General features: G+C 58.2%; 15 protein-coding genes and 1 tRNA gene. 10 read left to right on the top strand and 6 right to left on the bottom strand.

Annotated elements, in window-relative coordinates; translation table 11 throughout:
• From NW838_RS04970 to NW838_RS04940, 7 genes are all read left to right on the top strand, one after another.
• The coding region (locus tag NW838_RS04970; protein ID WP_414427605.1) for a hypothetical protein at window positions 1-545 on the top strand (545 nt) is incomplete at its 5' end.
• Window positions 546-848: 303 nt separating this feature from the next.
• Window positions 849-2,474 carry a peptide chain release factor 3 gene (locus NW838_RS04965; protein ID WP_414356131.1) on the top strand — a complete coding sequence of 542 codons (1,626 nt, stop codon included), beginning with the start codon at window positions 849-851 and terminating at the stop codon, window positions 2,472-2,474.
• A 186-nt stretch (window positions 2,475-2,660) separates the two neighbouring features.
• Complete coding sequence (locus NW838_RS04960) at window positions 2,661-3,896, top strand: aminotransferase class V-fold PLP-dependent enzyme (RefSeq protein ID WP_414356133.1); 1,236 nt, start codon at window positions 2,661-2,663, stop codon at window positions 3,894-3,896.
• A 150-nt stretch (window positions 3,897-4,046) separates the two neighbouring features.
• Window positions 4,047-6,710: a TIGR03960 family B12-binding radical SAM protein gene (locus NW838_RS04955; protein ID WP_414356166.1), complete on the top strand. Its 2,664-nt coding sequence runs from the start codon at window positions 4,047-4,049 to the stop codon at window positions 6,708-6,710.
• Between the two features lie 714 nt (window positions 6,711-7,424).
• Window positions 7,425-9,611: an Rne/Rng family ribonuclease gene (locus NW838_RS04950; RefSeq protein WP_414427604.1), complete on the top strand. Its 2,187-nt coding sequence runs from the start codon at window positions 7,425-7,427 to the stop codon at window positions 9,609-9,611.
• A 35-nt stretch (window positions 9,612-9,646) separates the two neighbouring features.
• A complete protein-coding gene (locus tag NW838_RS04945) occupies window positions 9,647-10,288 on the top strand; it encodes a ribonuclease HII (RefSeq protein WP_414427603.1) in 642 nt (213 codons plus the stop codon).
• A gap of 12 nt (window positions 10,289-10,300) precedes the next feature.
• A tRNA-Arg gene (locus NW838_RS04940) sits at window positions 10,301-10,374 on the top strand.
• Window positions 10,375-10,391: 17 nt separating this feature from the next.
• Here NW838_RS04940 and msrP read toward each other — a convergent pair.
• The 6 genes from msrP to gvpA form a co-directional block, all read right to left on the bottom strand.
• Window positions 10,392-11,348, bottom strand: a complete 957-nt coding sequence (msrP, locus tag NW838_RS04935; protein ID WP_414427602.1) for a protein-methionine-sulfoxide reductase catalytic subunit MsrP — start codon at window positions 11,346-11,348, stop codon at window positions 10,392-10,394.
• Between the two features lie 324 nt (window positions 11,349-11,672).
• Window positions 11,673-12,092 (bottom strand): LptA/OstA family protein, encoded by a 420-nt coding sequence (locus NW838_RS04930; RefSeq protein ID WP_011433424.1) that lies wholly within the window; start codon window positions 12,090-12,092, stop codon window positions 11,673-11,675.
• Window positions 12,093-12,164: 72 nt separating this feature from the next.
• A complete protein-coding gene (locus tag NW838_RS04925) occupies window positions 12,165-12,500 on the bottom strand; it encodes a gas vesicle protein (protein WP_414356142.1) in 336 nt (111 codons plus the stop codon).
• 41 nt (window positions 12,501-12,541) lie between these two features.
• Window positions 12,542-13,426 (bottom strand): gas vesicle protein GvpN, encoded by an 885-nt coding sequence (gvpN, locus tag NW838_RS04920; RefSeq protein WP_414356144.1) that lies wholly within the window; start codon window positions 13,424-13,426, stop codon window positions 12,542-12,544.
• Window positions 13,427-13,505: 79 nt separating this feature from the next.
• Window positions 13,506-14,537 carry a gas vesicle protein GvpC gene (gvpC, locus tag NW838_RS04915; RefSeq protein WP_414427601.1) on the bottom strand — a complete coding sequence of 344 codons (1,032 nt, stop codon included), beginning with the start codon at window positions 14,535-14,537 and terminating at the stop codon, window positions 13,506-13,508.
• Between the two features lie 289 nt (window positions 14,538-14,826).
• Window positions 14,827-15,045, bottom strand: coding sequence for a gas vesicle structural protein GvpA (gvpA, locus tag NW838_RS04910; protein ID WP_011429717.1), 219 nt, complete (start codon window positions 15,043-15,045; stop codon window positions 14,827-14,829).
• Between the two features lie 406 nt (window positions 15,046-15,451).
• Between gvpA and NW838_RS04905 the strand changes: the two genes are divergently transcribed.
• The 3 genes from NW838_RS04905 (at window position 15,452) to NW838_RS04895 (ending at window position 16,925) form a co-directional block, all read left to right on the top strand.
• Window positions 15,452-15,670 (top strand): Hfq-related RNA-binding protein, encoded by a 219-nt coding sequence (locus NW838_RS04905; protein ID WP_041437389.1) that lies wholly within the window; start codon window positions 15,452-15,454, stop codon window positions 15,668-15,670.
• A 323-nt stretch (window positions 15,671-15,993) separates the two neighbouring features.
• Window positions 15,994-16,677, top strand: coding sequence for a V4R domain-containing protein (locus tag NW838_RS04900; protein WP_414427600.1), 684 nt, complete (start codon window positions 15,994-15,996; stop codon window positions 16,675-16,677).
• A complete protein-coding gene (locus tag NW838_RS04895; protein WP_414330906.1) occupies window positions 16,674-16,925 on the top strand; it encodes a hypothetical protein in 252 nt (83 codons plus the stop codon). Before NW838_RS04900 ends, NW838_RS04895 begins: the two co-directional genes overlap by 4 nt.
• The last annotated feature ends 2 nt before the right edge of the window (window positions 16,926-16,927 follow it).

Genomic DNA, 16,927 nt, shown 5'->3' with positions numbered 1-16,927 from the left:
TGGCCAGTGTGCTCTCCACACCTGAAGCTCCTTCTCGGGATGCGGATCCCTTGTCCAACTTGTCGCCCGCTCCGGTCGAGGTGGAAAGGGTTGCCTCCTCACCCCAGGTCAGTCTGGCCAAATGGGCCAATACTTCGCTGCCAACTGAAAAGCCAGCCGAGCTTTTGCCCCCTGCTACTGCTTGCACCGACAATGGGGTTCGCCGCAATGGCACCCCCAATGGGCAGGGTGCCCAGTCGGATCCCCGTGAAGCTCTGGATGCACAACTGGGCTTGCAAAAGCTCACCCTCAAATGGTCTGTCGAGAGGGTAGAAAAGCTGGGATCCCTGGAAAGCGCCACCGGGCTACCGGGCGAGATTTTGCTGGAAGTCCTGCTGGATCATTGGGAACAATTGCCCAAGCCCTTGCAGCAAGATTGCCTCCTGCAAGCCCACCGCATTCGCGTCGAGCGGCTGGTGATCAGCCAAAACTTCACCATTGCCACGATTGAGCAACTGCTCTTCACGTCAGCGTTGCGCAACAACAACGAGCAGCATCTGCTTTGAGTTCTGGCCGGTTGGCCTGGGAAATTCCCCCTCAAGATCTCCGCCAGTATGCCAGACAACAGGGATCCCTGTTCCTGTGCTAGGGTCAAAATGGTTCTGTTGGCTTTTCGCGCTTTTCGGCCTGTGCTCTCTCCCCCTCGCTACCTGGCGGCAACCCAAGCCCATTATCATCAAGCGCATTATTCACCCTACTTCTCACTTTTGTTTTTCTATCTTCTCCCTATTTCTCCCATCGTTTAGGGGACAGCATTGCAACGTCATCTTCTTTAAAACGACCAGGTTGTAGTGGAGCGGCAACAGTTGATGAAAGAACTTGATTTGGCCAAAGCTGTAGAGCAACGGCGCACCTTTGCCATTATTTCCCATCCCGATGCGGGGAAGACCACCCTCACCGAAAAGCTGCTGTTGTACGGGGGGGCCATTCAAGAAGCGGGAGCTGTGAAGGCCCGTCGGGCGCAAAAGCGGGCCACTTCCGACTGGATGGAACTGGAAAAGCAGCGGGGTATTTCCATCACCTCTACCGTCCTGCAATTTGATTACCGCAACATTCGTCTCAATCTGCTGGATACTCCCGGCCACCAGGACTTCAGCGAAGACACCTATCGCACCCTGGCAGCGGCTGACAATGCCGTGATGCTGGAAGATGCCGGCAAAGGGTTGGAAACCCAGACCCGCAAGCTGTTTGAAGTGTGTCAGATGCGGGGGCTGCCGATTTTTACCTTTATCAACAAGATGGATCGCCCAAGTCGGGATCCCTTGGAGCTGATGGATGAAATTGAGACAGAACTGGGCCTCAAGCCCTATCCTGTCAACTGGCCAATTGGCTCAGGCGAGCGGTTTACTGCGCTATTTGACCGCCGAACTCAGGAGTTTCATTTCTTTGAGCGGGTATCTGGGGGGCGGCTAAGAGTTCAAGATACCGTCATTAAACTTGGGGATCCGCAAATTGAGGAGTTGATCGACAAGGACTTGTATTACCAATTCAAGGAAGAGCTGGAACTGCTGGATGGTCTCATGCCCACCTTGGATCTAAAACAGGTGCATTCTGGCAAACAAACCCCGGTCTTTTTCGGCAGTGCCATGACCAATTTTGGGGTGGAGCTTTTCCTCAATGCATTTTTGGAGTATTCCTTACCGCCAATGCCTCACGAGAGCACTGCTGGGCTAATCCCGCCCGAACATCCTGAGTTTACGGGCTTCGTCTTTAAACTGCAGGCCAACATGGATCCCCGCCATCGGGATCGCGTCGCTTTTGTACGCATCTGCTCCGGCAAGTTCGAGAAGGATATGGTGGTCAACCATGCCCGACTCAATCGTTCGATCCGTCTATCCTATCCCCAGAAATTGTTTGCTCAAGAGCGCATCTCTATCGACGAAGCTTACCCTGGGGATGTGATCGGCCTGAATAATCCCGGCATCTTCACCATTGGGGATACCATCTACACCGGCCCGAAGCTGCGCTACGCCGGGATCCCTAGCTTTTCTCCTGAGCTGTTTGCCTACTTGAAGAATCCCAATCCTTCCAAGTTTAAGCAGTTCCAGAAAGGGGTAGCGGAACTGCGGGAAGAAGGGGCTGTACAAATCATGTACTCTATCGACGATTCCAAACGGGATCCGATTGTGGCAGCGGTGGGCCAGTTGCAGTTTGAGGTTTTGCAGTATCGCCTTGAAAGTGAATACAACGTCGAAACCCGACTGGAGATGTTGCCCTACACCCTGGCTCGCTGGGTCGAGAATGGCTGGAAGGCGCTGGAGAACATCCCCAGCTTGTTTAACACCCTAGTTGTTAAAGACATTCAAGACAGGCCCGTTCTTCTGTTTAAGAACGAGTGGACTTTACAGCAGTTTGTTGCCAGCAACCCCAAAATCAAGCTCAGCAAAATTGCCCCTATCTCGGATCTCGGCCCAGAATTGGGTGACGGCCAATAGATCAACCTAGGAGAATCCGTCTCAAAGAGCCTTAGGTTCTGACATTCAGTCGAGATGCCATTGGTCTCCACATCAGCGGTGTTGATAGGTGTTGATATCTTCGGATTTCTGAGCAAACCCCTCACACAGATCGCAGCAATTCCCCCATCTTTTTCCTGCATCGTCCAGGGACAGAGGGAGTGAACCATGCCTTTCTTCTCCAACCTGGGATCCACTTCTCCCCACTTTGGCGCTGCCCTCAGTGCTTGTGCGCCACTTTGCGAACGCTCCTTGTGGGGACTGGATCCGCAAGCCGTTTTTTTGAATCACGGCTCCTATGGCGCGACCCCGAAAAAGGTGTTGCAGGCCCAGAGTGTATGGCGGGAACGCCTTGAGGCTCAGCCGGTGCAGTTTATGGGAGAGGAACTTCCTCGAGCCTTGCGGGCGGCGGCAGCAGAACTGGCCCATTTTGTCGGGGCCGAACCCGAAAATTTGGTGTTTGTGGAAAATGCCACCAGCGGGGTGAATGCCGTTTTGCGCTCGCTGCGGTTCCGGCCAGAGGATCAGATCGCCTGCACCAATCACGGTTACGGGGCCGTTCGTCAGGCATTGCAGTACATCTGTGCCCAGTGGGGAGCCATCCCAGTTGAGGCGCAGATCCCTTTCCCCATTGCGGGGCCAGAGCAGGTTATCGCGGCCTTCGAGGCCATCCTCACTCCCCAAACTCGCCTGGCGGTGTTGGATCACCTCACCTCGCCTACGGCTCTGATCTACCCCCTGCCTGAGCTGATCGGCCTCTGTCGGGAGCGCGGGATCCCGGTTTTGGTGGATGGCGCCCATGCCCCCGGAGTTCTCCCCTTGGAGTTGGAAAAGCTAGGAGCCGATTGGTACACCGGCAATGCCCACAAGTGGCTGTTTGCCCCGAAAGGCTGTGCCTTTTTGTGGGTGGCCCCCTATCGACAGGCCCAAACTCATCCTACGGTGATCTCCCACGGCTATGGGCAAGGGTTCACAGCCGAGTTCGACTGGGTGGGCACACGGGATCCCAGCGCTTGGTTGGCCATTTCAGCAGCCCTGGCGTTTATCCAAGGGGTGGGACTGGACAACATCCGTCAGCACAACCACACTCTGCTGCTGCAGGCGCGGCAGTTGCTCTTGGAGGCTCTTGAGGGGATCCCGCCCGCCCCCGAAAAGATGTTGGGCTTTATGGCCACCCTACCCTTGCCGCCATTTTGGCAGCAGTGGATCCCTGAGCTGCCTCTTGGGGAGCGCGCCCGTCGCCTGCACGATTACCTGTGGCACACGTACCGCATTGAGGTTCCGATCATCCCCTTCGCCGGGCAGCTTTGGGTACGCATCTCGGCTCAGGTCTACAACCATTTGGCAGAGTACGAACAGTTGGCGCTGGCCTTGCAGCGTCCGCCGCAGAGTTTTCCCGGTTGAACAGACTTCACGACATTGCAAGTATGGTTGTTTCGCCTACCGGTAACCTGCAAACTTAGAGAGGCAAAGCGCTTTCCCTTGGGTTGGGTCTGCTCGAAGAGTTCGGCTAGAGTCAGATCAGTGGCTGTATTAACGTCTCGGCGGATCCCCATGCTCTCTCTGGCTGCAACTGAACCGCATCTGAGTCCCATCGATCTGGATCGCCTGCTTACCCCTGAGATTCAGCGGCCGGCCCGCTACTTGGGCAAAGAGTTCGGTGCCGTCCACCGTCCTTGGGATTCGGCGCGGGTGCGTTGGGTGCTGAGCTATCCAGAGCTGTACGAGGTGGGAGCTTCCAACCTGGGCCACCTCATCCTCTACAACATCCTCAACGCTCAGCCGGATCAACTGTGTGACCGCACCTACTTGCCAGGCCCGGATCTGGCGGCCCGCCTGCGGCAGTTGGGGATCCCGCTGTTTGCCGTGGAGTCCCGCCGCCCTCTGCGCGCCTTTCACATCATCGGCTTCAGCCTGGCTTACGAGCTGGGGGGCACCAACATCCTGGAGATGCTGGACCTAGCCGGGATCCCGCTCAGGTGGTGGGAGCGGCAGCCCTTTACCCCGGAAGAGTGCCCTCTGATCTTTGCCGGTGGGCCAACCGCCACTTCCAACCCGGAGCCCTTTGCCGACTTTTTCGATTTCTTCGTCTTCGGAGATGGGGAAGAGGTGCTACCGGAGATCGGCAAGGTGTTGGCCGGATCCCTGTCCCAGCCTCGCCGGGCAGTGTTGCTGGAGCTGGCCCAGGTGCCGGGGGTGTACGTGCCCCAGTTTTACGAGGGGATCCCGCCTCGACCCATTGTGCCTGGGGTGCCGGAGCGCGTCCGCCGTCGGGTGGCCCTGCCTCAACCCCAATACTCCGTCGGCCTGGTGCCTTTGGTGGAAACCGTCCACGACCGCCTGGTGATGGAAGTGCGGCGGGGCTGCACACGGGGCTGCCGATTTTGCCAGCCGGGAATGCTTACCCGCCCAGCGCGGGATGTGGATCCGGAAGCAGTGGTGGAGGCTGTGGTGCAGGGCTTGCGGAGAACAGGTTACAACGAATTTTCCCTCTCTTCTCTCAGTTGCTCCGACTACCTTTCCCTGCCGGCGGTGGGAGCGGAGCTGCACAACCGTCTCCTCAGAGAACACATTGCCCTTTCCCTGCCCAGCCAGCGGGTGGATCGCTTTGATGAGCAAATTGCCGCCATCATGAAGGGATCCCGCCGCTCCGGCCTCACCTTTGCCCCCGAAGCTGGCACGCAACGGCTGCGGGACATCATCAACAAGGGCCTCACCGATGCCGACTTGATTCGCGGCATTCGCACCGCCGTCCAAGAGGGCTGGGACAAAATCAAGCTCTATTTCATGATTGGCCTGCCCGGCGAGACCGACGCCGATGTCCTGGGGATCGCCCGCACCGTCGAGATGCTGCAGCGAGAATGTGCAGCCCTGGGTCGCAAGCGGGTGGAGTTTACCCTCACCCTCTCCAACTTCACCCCCAAGCCCCACACCCCCTTCCAGTGGCACCGGGTGGACTACGCCGACGTGCAGCGCAAGCAAACCCTGCTGCAGAAAGAGCTGCGGCGGCTGCGGGGCGTCAAAGCCCACTTCACCGACATCCGCTTCAGCATCCTGGAAGACTTTATTGGCAAAGGGGATCGCTCCCTGGGACAGATGATCGAGCGGGCTTGGCGGGCCGGTGCCGGCATGGATGCCTGGTGGGAAAGCATCGACACCGCCTATGCTGCCTGGGTGAGGGCCTACTGCGGCGAAGAGGTGGATCCTGCCGCCGATCCGGTCGCCCTCTGCGCCCATCTCCCCATCCGGGAATTGGGCCTGGAGGATCCCTTGCCCTGGGATCACATCGATACCGGCATTGACAAGAAATGGCTGCAAAAAGACTACCGCCGCGCCCTGGAAGCCCTCACCGTGGAAGACTGCTCCTTCGAGGGCTGCTCCGCCTGCGGCATCTGCGGCCCCGGCTTCGGCCACAACATCGTCATTCCCCCTCCGCCCGTCCCGCCCTTGCAGAGCAAACCCACCCCCACCCCGGATCCCCTGGAGCCGGAGCCACCTGCCCAGCGTTTCCGCATCACCTACGGCAAAACCGGGGATCTGCGCTGGCTGGGCCACCTGGATCTCATGCGCCTGTGGGAACGGGCCTGTCGGCGAGCGGGGTTACCTCTGGCCTTCAGCGGCGGCTACCACCCCATGCCCCGCCTGGCCAACGCCAACGCTCTGCCCATTGGCCAGGAAGGCTATGGCGAAATCCTGGATCTGGAGCTGCTGGATCGGCCTGAAGGTCCTCTGACGCCTGAGAAACTGCGCGCCCTTCTGAGCGAACAGCTGCCCCCGGAGATCCCCATCCAAGCCGTCCAAGAAATTAGCCTTCGGGATCCCTCGGCCACCGCAGCCGTTTACGCCGCCGAATATCAGCTTACGGTGAGCTGCGAGTTGCCCAAAGCCATTTGCGTCAGCGGGACGGAGTCCTCTTGGCCTGCCTGGGTCACCCAGATCCTAGACGCGCAGGAAATCTGGATTGAAAAAACCTCCAAGTCTGGCAAGTCCTCTCCCTTCAATGCCCGCGCCCTGCTTTACTACCTAGAGTTTCAGGGCCTGACCCCCGAGGGCAGCGCTTGCCTCCTTTACCGGGGCAGTTGCCGCAACGACGGTGCCTACCTGCGGCCCACCCATCTGGTTCAAATGGCCGAGTCATTGGGGTTGCCCCACTGGACACTACAGACGGCAAAGCGGCTGCGCCTGTTGTGGGAGAACCCCCTAGCCGATCCAGATTGAGCACTTCCTCTGGGAGCAACCCAAGGGCTAAGGGTCTGTCTGGGCTGAGGGATCCCACAAGCGCTATAATGCTGCTATTGCTGGCTCCTGTCGCTGTGGGGCTCGCCAGGCATCAACTTGACCAAAGGCGGGGTGAGCAGCAGGCAAAAGCTGGGCCGGATTTTGGAATGGAGACACTCTTAACTCAGTACCCAGGGCAGGTAACAGGCGTGATGGGGTCGAGTCGATAGGCGCAACAAAAAGGTGTGCCCCTTCGACCTAGCCCAGATCTCAATCTTACCCTGAGAAGGTGCTTCTTTCCCCGTGCAAACCCTGCCTTGTTGTGGACTCGGGCTAGGCCGCACAACTGGGGTTCTGCGATGGGCCAGCCTCCAATCTCCCGGAGCGGAGCCGTCTTGCTTTCTGAGCCTATTCAATAATCTCCATGCAAACCTCACCCCATCCATTCATCTCATCCGATGAGCTTTTATCCCCACAGCAGAAGCCCCCTGCTGTACCCACCAAGGCCAGCATTGGGCAGTTTACATAACTCGCCTCACCCATTGGAGAGCAAACAAAGCCAAGCGTCAAAGCAGAGCTGAGGGTAATGGACAGCCCCATGATGAGTCAATCCTGGTCAAAGAAACTTAAGCGGATCCCGGCAAAAGGACAACACCTCGCCAGAATGAGGGTTCAACCCGTAACCGCGTGCCCTTGGGGCGGGGAGGGAAGTTAATGCCCAGGCAGATTGTCATTGCCGAGCAACATCGAGTGGCAGCCGTCTTCGCCGAAGATCAAGTGCAGGAGCTGATCGTCGCCAGCGGCGCTCACCAAGTGGGAGACGTTTACGTCGGAATCATCGAGAACGTTCTGCCCAGCATCGATGCCGCTTTCGTCAACATCGGCCCTGCAGAGCGCAATGGGTTTATCCACGTCAGCGACCTGGGCCCGCTGCGCCTCAAGCGAAGTCATGCCTCGATTTCTGAGCTGGTCTTGCCGCAGCAAAAGGTGCTGGTACAGGTGATGAAAGAGCCTACCGGCAACAAAGGGCCAAGGCTTACCGGAGATTTGGCCTTTCCAGGGCGGTATTTGGTGTTGCGACCCTACGGAAAAGGCGTTCATCTGTCCCGCCGCATTGAGGATCGAGAAGAACGCAACCGTTTGAAGTCGCTGGCCATTTTGATTAAACCCCCGCAGATGGGCCTGTTGGTGCGCACCGAAGCGGAAGGTGTGTCCGAAGAAGCGATGATCGACGACCTGGAGCAATTGAAGAAACTCTGGGAAGATATTCAACAGCAGTATCAGGCAGCACGGGGGCCGGGGCTACTCAACCGGGATGACGACTTTATTCAGCGGGTGCTGCGGGATGTTTACTCCGACGATGTGAACCGTATTGTGACCGACTCTGCGGCAGGAGCGAAGCGAGTCCGTAGCTATCTGCAGGGCTGGAACAAGGGCCAAATGCCCCCTGGTGTCGTTGTCGATGTCCACCGCGAGCCCACCCCCATTCTGGAGTATTTTCGGGTCAACGCGGTTATTCGGCAGGCGCTGCGGCCACGGGTGGATCTGCCCTCTGGTGGCTACATCATCATCGAGCCCACCGAGGCCCTGACGGTAATTGATGTTAACTCGGGCTCCTTCACCCAATCGGCCACTTCTCGGGAGACAGTGCTGTGGACAAACTGTGAGGCGGCTACCGAGATTGCCCGCCAATTGAGGCTGCGCAACATTGCCGGTGTGATTGTGGTGGACTTCATCGATATGGATTCCCGCCGCGACCAGTTGCTGGTTTTGGAGCATTTTAACAAGGCCCTCTCCAGCGACAAAGCTCGCCCACAGGTGGTCCAACTGTCGGAATTGGGGCTGGTGGAGCTCACCCGCAAACGGCAGGGGCAAAGCCTTTACGAGATCTTCGGCTATTCTTGCCCCACCTGCGAGGGGCTGGGGATCCTAGCCCGCTTGCCGGGGGCCGAGCCAGGGCATCTGTTAACAATAGAAAGCGGCCTGACGGTAACGCTACCCACCGAGGCGGAAGGAGGGGATGAGGAAGAGGCCGGCCCGATCCTGCCCCGCGATGGCAACCCCCAACGGGCACGCCTGCGAGTGGGGAGCGATGGGCTGTCTCGAGGCGATAGCCGTGCGCTGCTGCGGCGGTCGCGCTCTGCCCCCGGACAACGACGCCCCAGCCCGGATCCCTTTACGACTTCAGACGATCTGGAGGAAGAGCCACGGGTTGAAACGGGACGCAAGCGTCCCCGCGAAGACTGGGGGGATCCCCGCACCGGCCAGCGCCTCGTTACGCGGAGCCCAGATACTCCTGCAGACGAGGAAACCCCGGAGCCGCTTGGGGACGATCTCTTGCAACCGGCAGGGGGCGGAGCAGACCCAAAGCGTCGAGAACCCCGCCGTTCTGGCCCTGGGGAAGAGGCAGAATCCACCGCACGCAAAGACCACGCTCCCCCAGCCCGCACCGTTCGCGCCAGCGGGACGGAGTCCTCAGAAGGCCGTCCGGCTCCGGTACGGCAAACCGTCACCGTGGAGATGACCCCGTTACAACAACGGGTCTACTCGGAGTTGGGGCTGTCGCCGCTGTTGCTGCTTGACCAGCCGCCGCCTTGGGGCCGAGACACGGCGGTTAGGGTGGTTCTGCCGGGAACTCTAGAGGCGGAAAGTCCGCCCAGGATGGAGACTGAGGCAACTTCTCAGACAGAGGAGTTGGCGCCCGAACCGGAGGCTCTGCAGGAGAAGGAGCTGCTGGACAACCTCTCTCCACCCGAACTTTCTGAACCCGAAATCCCTTCTGCTGAATCGTTCGTGCCAGCAGTGCAGAGCAGCTTGGCCGAGCCAGCCGCGGAACTGGGGATCAGCCCTGCCCAGCAATCTCCAGCAGCCTCCAGGCGACGGCGCTCCCGCAGCAGTTAGGCGCTGCTCTCAAGCCCAGGGGCAGGCATGGGAGTATGGTGGAGCGGGCAAGGCCGAGTTTGATCTGGGAGGGATCCCTTTGGCAGCAAGGGATCCTGCGGGTGGCGGGGGTGGATGAGGTGGGGCGGGGAGCCCTGGCTGGGCCAGTGGTGGCGGCGGCGGTGATTTTGCCGGCCCAGATGGATCCCAAAGCACTGGAGGGAGTGAGGGATTCCAAACAACTGCGTCCGCAGCAACGCGCTCAATGGGCGGAACGGATTCGGCAGGTGGCTTTGGCTGTGGGCGTTGGCAGTGCCTCTGCTGCTGAGATCGACCGGCTCAACATTCGCCAGGCCACGGTGCTGGCCATGCAGCGGGCTTTGGCCGAGTTGGATCCAATCGAACACATTTTGCTGGATGGATTGCCGCTGGCCGAGCTGGGATCCCGGCAAACGGCCCTGGTCAAGGGGGATCACATCAGCCTCTCCATTGCCGCTGCTTCAGTTGTGGCCAAAGTCTGGCGAGATGCCTTGATGCAGAGCTGGGATCGGCAGTACCCCGGCTACGGCTGGCGCACCAACGCTGGCTATGGCACGCGGGAGCACCGACTGGCGTTGCAGAACTTGGGGCCCACCCCGCAGCACCGCCGCAGCTTTGCCCCCTTGGCAGAACTGAAAGTCAGCAGATATGATGGTTAATGCAGTTGCATTGCCCACGTAGCTCAGTGGACTAGAGCACTGGGTTCCGGTCCCAGGTGTCGGAGGTTCGAATCCTTTCGTGGGCGTCTTCAGGCATATAAGTTCAGCCATATAAGTGGGCAACATACTCTCCGTACCCGTTGTAGGGCAAGGTGGGAACGATTTGCCACTGGGAACGGGATCCGAAACCGATCAAGACTTCCTGCTCCTGTGACCAGCGGGGGTGGGGCACCCTAGGATCCACATTGGCCTCAAATCCATACTCCTCAGGGGCGAGGGTATTCCAAAACGTAGAGGGTTGATGATCCAAAAACTCGATTTTGACGATGGATTTTCCCCCCTTAAAGCCATACTTCCAGGGAACTACCATGCGAATTGGCGCTCCGTGCTGTTTGGGCAACGGCTTGCCATAAACGCCGAGGGCAAAAAAGGCCAACTCGTTGGCCATTTCCTCGATCCGCAACCCTTCCGTGTAGGGCCAAGGCAAGTTGGGGGGCCAGATTGGGCCAGGCATAATTTCCGGATCGTAAAAGGAAGTGAAGCGGACAAATCGAGCCGTCGGCAAAGGATCCACCCGTTCCAGCAACAGCCGCATCGGAAAGCCCAACCACGGCACCACCATCGCCCAGGCTTCCACACAGCGAAAGCGATAGATGCGCTCTTCGAGGGGGAAGTTAAACAGATCTTCCAGGCCCAACCGCTGAGGATGCCGCACCAGCCCGGTAATCTCGACAGTCCAGGGATCCGTGGGCAAAGCCTGTGCAGCCCGCCAGACGCGCTTTCCGGAGCCAAACTCGTAAAAGTTGTTGTAACGAGTGGCTACAATCTCCTCGGTGACGGGCCTGCCCACATCCGAAAAGTGGGGGTTGAGTGGGATCCCCCTCAGCTCTCGTTCTACCGAGGGAGCAGCTCCCCTGCTGCCAAACCCAAAAATAGAAAAACTGGCTCCCACCCCAACGGATCCCAGTTGCGCTAGAAATTGCCGCCGGCTGAAAAACATCTCTTCTGGAGTGACCTGTGCCTCTCGTTGCCAGGGGTGAGGAACTCGGATCCCGAACATCCATCAGCCATCCTTTGATTCAGAGTCAGGGAAAAAGTCTGCCGCCCGAACTACTACATCCTAAATGAATTACTACATCCTAAACGGATCTAAGCCGACATTCCCCGAGCTCGTTTCCAGCGCTGCCCCATGTGTAGTCATTTCAAATGTAGTCATTTCAAACAGCAATGAAACGATTTGTTATGTCTGTCCCTGGCTCCCCTCTCCTTTTGAGAGAGGGGTTGGGGGTGAGGGAAACCCTGCAGGCTGGGATGATCGGTGACGAAATCACGGTATAGCCGTGTTGGCTGAGTCCGTGCTGCTGGAAAAAAGTGTGGGGATCAGCTAAGGACTTGAGCTGGGCTCCGGCAAAACGTAGATGGACTCCACTTGCCGCCCTGCCGATGGCACTGCCTGGATGGTGCCCTTGTCGATGTGGTAAATGACTTTCTCTGCTTGCAACTGATTCTCCCCTTGGTTGATGATGACCTGGCCCTCCAGCTCAATGCGTTGCTCCTGGCTGTAGTAAACAGCTCTTTGGGCACGGGCCGTAAGCCGCTCGGCAGGAAAACTGAGGGTGACATTGCCGATGGCCGTAAAAACCCCTGTGTTGGCGTTGGCCTCCTGCACATCGGCGCTGATGCTGATGGCACGGGGATTCTGACCCCAAGCCGGGATTCCAAGGGCCAGCACCACACCCACAGCCCAGCCCAGCGTCCCTAGCCGCTGCCAACCCTTCCGGTCAAACGCCATCTCCAAAGCCATGCCCCATCACCCCGTCAAACCACCCCAGCAGCCAGTCTAGCTTCTCAATCCTGGTCATAATGGCGGGGCAGCCTACTGATCCGTTCCCTTTCCCCCCTGGGGCAGAGCTTGGGCAAGCTGTCTTTCCAATTCGGCAACGCGCTGCATGAGCTGTCGGTTGGCTTCCAGCAGCTCCCGCGCCTGGCTGTTGAGATAGGGATCCGATTCCCACCAATTGATGCCGATCTCCTTGGCCTTATCCACCGAAGAAATCAGCAGGCGAATGCGCACATTCAGCAACTCCACATTGCCCACCGAAACGGTGATGTCTCCGGCGATCACAATGCCCTTGTCCAGCACCCGCTCCAGCACATCGGCCAGCGAGGAGCCATGAGTAGCCGTGGTCAAGGGTTGAGAGCTAATCGGCACAGGGTTAATCGACCTCCAAAGCGTACCAACAGGCAAAAGACTCAGCCAGGCAGTTGGTCTAGCAGATAATTCAGCAACTGGGATCCCTCTTCATAGCGCTTGCCAGCCCGGGGCAACAGCACATCCGCACACAAAGCGCGAAAATCGGCATTCTCTTTGCTAACTGCCAGCTCATGTTCCTTGACAATGCGCCCGATCATCAAACAACTGCGCAGGCTGGGGTGGCGCGTCAGATCCAACTTGCGGCGAAAAGCCCGCACAATGTGGACGATCTTGAGTGCATCGGGGCCGGATAAGCCTATTCGCGAGGTGAGAATCTCCTTTTCGGTCTCGATGTCCGGTTCCCCCATATCGATGGTGATCATCCGATCCAGCAGCGCATCTTGGGCCTTGTGAACCCCAGTGTATTCCTCCGGGTTAGAGGTAAAAATGGCCCGGAACTGGGGATGCACCCGCAGATATTCCGAGCGGTTGCTGTCCGGCGGCAACACCAGCAGCCTCTCCTCCAGAGCACTCAGGAGAGCATTGTTGGCCTCAGGGCGGGAGCGATTGAACTCGTCGTAGATGAGGGTAAACCCCTCTCGGCAAGCCAAGGTGAGGCGGGCATCCACCCAGCGCTGCTGCACATCCTCCTCCGTCTTCACCACCGAGTGAATGAAGTTGTCCACCACCCGCCGATGGGTAAAGCCGGTGCGCCCCCCAATGAGGTCGGAAGAATCGAAGCGGTCATCCCCATAGATCAGCATGATGGGGCGGCCCAGCAGGCTGGCCAGGTGCATCGCCAAAGTGGTTTTGCCCGTACCCGAAGGCCCCCGCAAGTGCACCGCAAAGCCCGATTGCAAATAGCGCAAAGCGCGGCGAGTAATCCGCTCAATATAGGGGGTGTTCACGAACTGGCGGGGACGCGCCTGCAGAACCGTGGCCATAGAGATACCCAACCTCTTTGCTGCCCTAGACTCTTTTGCCTTGACTATAGCCCGGATGTTCTCCCTGCGCTCTGTTCAACTAAACTGCGACCGCCCCCGACACCATGCGCCGCAACGTGACCAAGATTTCCGAGGGATCCACCCCCAGATCCACCGCGCCGCGGGCCAACAAATCCCGCACCCGTTCCCGATCCCCAATTACCTGCAGCAGGGTCAAGTTGGGATCCTGCGCTTGTAGATCACTCACATACTTGTTGACATAGTCAAGGATGGGATCCACCTGTTTCTCAACAGTAGGCGGAACTTCAGGGGGTTCAGGCGTTATTAAACCCTCCGAGGGCTGGGGCTGGGGAACAGAGACGGGAGCAGGCGGCTCCACCGGGGCTTGGTCTTTGGCTACGGGCGTTGAGTCAGAGGCAGATATTGGCGCCTCACCGGCAATCTCAACGGAACTGCCAGAACCTTCACCGGAAATGGAGACCTCAGGTTCTGGGGCGAGGACAGGAATCCCATTGCCCCACACCTGCTTATGCAACTCCGCCCGGAAAGTGGCCAGGGATCCCCGCAGGGCCTGGGCCTGAGCTTGCTGTTCCTGGGCCATCTGAGCCAGCTCCTGTCGAGCCATTTGCCGGAGAGCCTGTACCCACTGCCGCAAATCGGCGCAAAAAGACTGCCGCGCTTGCTGAGTTTTGTCGGCCATCGCCTGCCGAGCCTGCGTATAGGTGCTCAGCAAATGCTCCACAGCCGCAGTCAAGTTAGCCCGGAAAGCCTGCAATTGCTGCCGGCTGACTTCCAATTGAGCAGCTCGTTCCTGCTCCAGGCGAGCCAGACTCTCTGCCACCGACTTGGCCCGCTGAGCCGCCGCTTCCGAACGGGAGCATTCGTCCAGGGATCGCCTCACAGCCCGCTCCTGCCTCAGTTTCTGCAATTGGCTGCGGGTTTGCTCCGTCTGGTGCCGTATTGCTTCTTGTCGTTGCTGGCGGCGCTGCCCCAGCTCAACCATCAGGGCTTGGTGCTGCTCTAGGCGCTGCTGCCGGGATCGGCTTAACAAACTTCGATTCTGAGCCACCCGCTGGCTGCGGGCCATGGCCCATTGTTCCTGCAAACTCATGATCTCCAATCCCTCACGTCGTTTTCAATGCTTGGGTGGATACAGCTTCTCTGCCTGTTCCCAACTCGATGGCACTGCCAACCTGTAGCTCAGTGCGGCTGCAAGACTCAATCCTCGAACAAAACCCGCAGAAGCAAGGCAGAGACCGGCGGTGGATCCCTGCCTCGCTTTCCGACGGCTAGCTTCCTACGCCTCCGCCCAGAGAGCATAACTCATCCAACCATTGCGATGCTCAAGGCGAGAGGGTTGTGGGCACTTTCCTTGGTTGAGTGATTTTGGTTAGGCAGATTTAGACGGCAGGAGCAGCAGCAGTAGCCGTCAGACCCACAGCCTCAGCGTATTTCAGGTAGGTTTCCACGGAAGCCACAACGACGCGGGCTTCAATGGCCAACAGCTCGATCCCAACCAAAGAAACCCGCACCCAGGCATCGACCACGATACCTTTATCCAAGATGCGATCGATCACTTCGGCCAAGCTGGACGAGGAGTTCACTTTCTCTACTGCCATAACGATCTCTCCTGCACTGATACTGCTGATACTGATGAGGGTTGAAAAGGACAGACAACTCGGCGGCAAAATGGCATGTAGAAGGGATCCCAGCTGAGGATTCACCTTCCCTAGGGCGACAGCCGCACCCTCTATCACCCTAGCCCTATTGTGCTGGCTTTTTTCGGGGAGAACACCCGTAGATTCGCTTAAAAAAGACGGCGAACTCGAAAGGTTTACCGCTTTTCTAAGCGCCATCCCCCCTACATAGTACTCGCCAGCAGAAAAAATGGGCAAAGATGAGGGCGAGTTTTGAGCCCAAGTTGTGGAAGTGTGGTGGAGGGGCAGTGGGAAGCGGCAGGGATCCCCTATACTGGGGGCAGTGGGCTTGCTGACATACCGTTTCTCGCTGGCTGATAGGGCTGTCGTGACCGATTTCAACACCGGGATCCCGAGCGTGCGTCGCCTGCAGAAGGTCATCAAGGATCGGGAAACCCTCGAGGTCAAACTCAATACCGGAGATGTCTTCGTCGGCCAGTTGCGCTGGCAGGATCCCGATTGCCTCTGTTTAGCCGATGCCGAGGGGCGGGAGTCGCTGCTGTGGCGGTCTGCCATTGCTTTCATCAAGGTCAGGCCTCAGTCTTAAGTACTGCTCCGGATCCCTGTACAGCTCTTCTTCCCAATTTTTGAATAAATCTTTACAACAACTCAGGGCTTTTCTGTCTCCCTCTGAGGGCAGTTTTCTCCAGTTGACCCACTCCTGCTGGGTTTTTGGAGCGGTTGACTACCCTGCCGTCGCCCTGAGTCTATCCCAAAGCCGTCCCCCATTGCTCCGCAACGCTGTTGCAACTGCGTCAGCGGGCCGTAGGCCTTGAGGACGAGGCTTTAGACCCAGTTTTTTGGTAAAAGTGCCAATTAAGAAGGGTATGATAAGGAGTGTTAAAAAATCTGATCTCTCCTCACCCAACCATGACGACTGCCCCCATTGAGATACCTCTTCAGCCTGCCGCCCAACGGCATAATCACTACAGCCGCGAAGACTTTTTTCGCTTTGACCTCTCCCAGGGATCCCTTGTGGACTGGACGGGTGCCCGCAATGTCTTGGTGAGCGAAGACTTTATTCTGGGCTTGCAGCAGGGCCTGGAAGAAGAAGTGGGAGATGCCTCAGCTTCTCTGATGTACACCATTGGCCGAGAGTGGGGACGCAACGATGCCCTCCATTTTTCCCGCTGGTTTGAGGAGGAATATCGGCGCCACCCCAAGCAGAGTAATCTCATGTTTCTCTTGGAAACCTGGTGGTGGCCTCTGACCTCCCAAGGATGGGGGCGCTGGGAGGTAGAAACCGAGAGTCGGCGGCAAGGGTTTATTTTCATCAACCTCTTTGACTCCGCCGTGGCCCGCACCCTGGGGGATGTCGGTAAACCTGTCTGTCATCTTTACGCCGGATTGTTTGCCGGCTTTTTTAGCACCATGGTGGAACGGCAACTGAACTGCATCGAGATCCAGTGCTATTCTATGGGGGAAAGCTACTGCAAGTTTTTGCTCGGCAGCAAAGATCGCATCGATGCGGCTGCCTTCTGGCTGAACGAAGGGGCCAGTGCCAGCGAAATTGCCCAAAAATTGCGTTCAGGCCAGGGAGTAGCCAAGGCATGACCTGGAAGATTACTTTAGAAGATTCGGTGCAAAGCTTTTTTGCCCGTCTAAATTGGGATAACCGCCCCCTACAGATGCGCTCTCTGCCAATGCCTTTTCTGCAAGTGCGGGAGCATTTTGGTTCCATCCCCTGGGCGGGGGATCCCCTGAGTTTGGCTGCGCATTCTCTGGGATCCCTGTCGGCAGCACCAGAACCCGAGCCGGCAGAAGAACAGATCACCTTGGCAGATCTGTTCAGCTTGTTTTGAGT

Origin of the sequence: Synechococcus sp. R55.2, assembly GCF_047462075.1 — a bacterium.
Classification (GTDB): Bacteria; Cyanobacteriota; Cyanobacteriia; order Thermostichales; family Thermostichaceae; genus Thermostichus.
Note: the sequence above shows the minus strand (reverse complement) of the source record. Positions and strands in the feature narration are given on the sequence as shown.

What these genes read in the sequence shown, in the direction of transcription:
- NW838_RS04895 (WP_414330906.1), top strand. Translation starts at nt 16,674, where the DNA reads ATGACCTGGAAGATTACTTTAGAAGATTCGGTGCAAAGCTTTTTTGCC.
- gvpN (WP_414356144.1), bottom strand. Translation starts at nt 13,426, where the DNA reads ATGGCCACGGTTCTGCAGGCGCGTCCCCGCCAGTTCGTGAACACCCCC.
- NW838_RS04955 (WP_414356166.1), top strand. Translation starts at nt 4,047, where the DNA reads ATGCTCTCTCTGGCTGCAACTGAACCGCATCTGAGTCCCATCGATCTG.
- msrP (WP_414427602.1), bottom strand. Translation starts at nt 11,348, where the DNA reads ATGTTCGGGATCCGAGTTCCTCACCCCTGGCAACGAGAGGCACAGGTC.
- NW838_RS04945 (WP_414427603.1), top strand. Translation starts at nt 9,647, where the DNA reads ATGGTGGAGCGGGCAAGGCCGAGTTTGATCTGGGAGGGATCCCTTTGG.
- NW838_RS04960 (WP_414356133.1), top strand. Translation starts at nt 2,661, where the DNA reads ATGCCTTTCTTCTCCAACCTGGGATCCACTTCTCCCCACTTTGGCGCT.
- gvpC (WP_414427601.1), bottom strand. Translation starts at nt 14,537, where the DNA reads ATGAGTTTGCAGGAACAATGGGCCATGGCCCGCAGCCAGCGGGTGGCT.
- NW838_RS04965 (WP_414356131.1), top strand. Translation starts at nt 849, where the DNA reads ATGAAAGAACTTGATTTGGCCAAAGCTGTAGAGCAACGGCGCACCTTT.
- gvpA (WP_011429717.1), bottom strand. Translation starts at nt 15,045, where the DNA reads ATGGCAGTAGAGAAAGTGAACTCCTCGTCCAGCTTGGCCGAAGTGATC.
- NW838_RS04930 (WP_011433424.1), bottom strand. Translation starts at nt 12,092, where the DNA reads ATGGCTTTGGAGATGGCGTTTGACCGGAAGGGTTGGCAGCGGCTAGGG.
- NW838_RS04950 (WP_414427604.1), top strand. Translation starts at nt 7,425, where the DNA reads ATGCCCAGGCAGATTGTCATTGCCGAGCAACATCGAGTGGCAGCCGTC.
- NW838_RS04900 (WP_414427600.1), top strand. Translation starts at nt 15,994, where the DNA reads ATGACGACTGCCCCCATTGAGATACCTCTTCAGCCTGCCGCCCAACGG.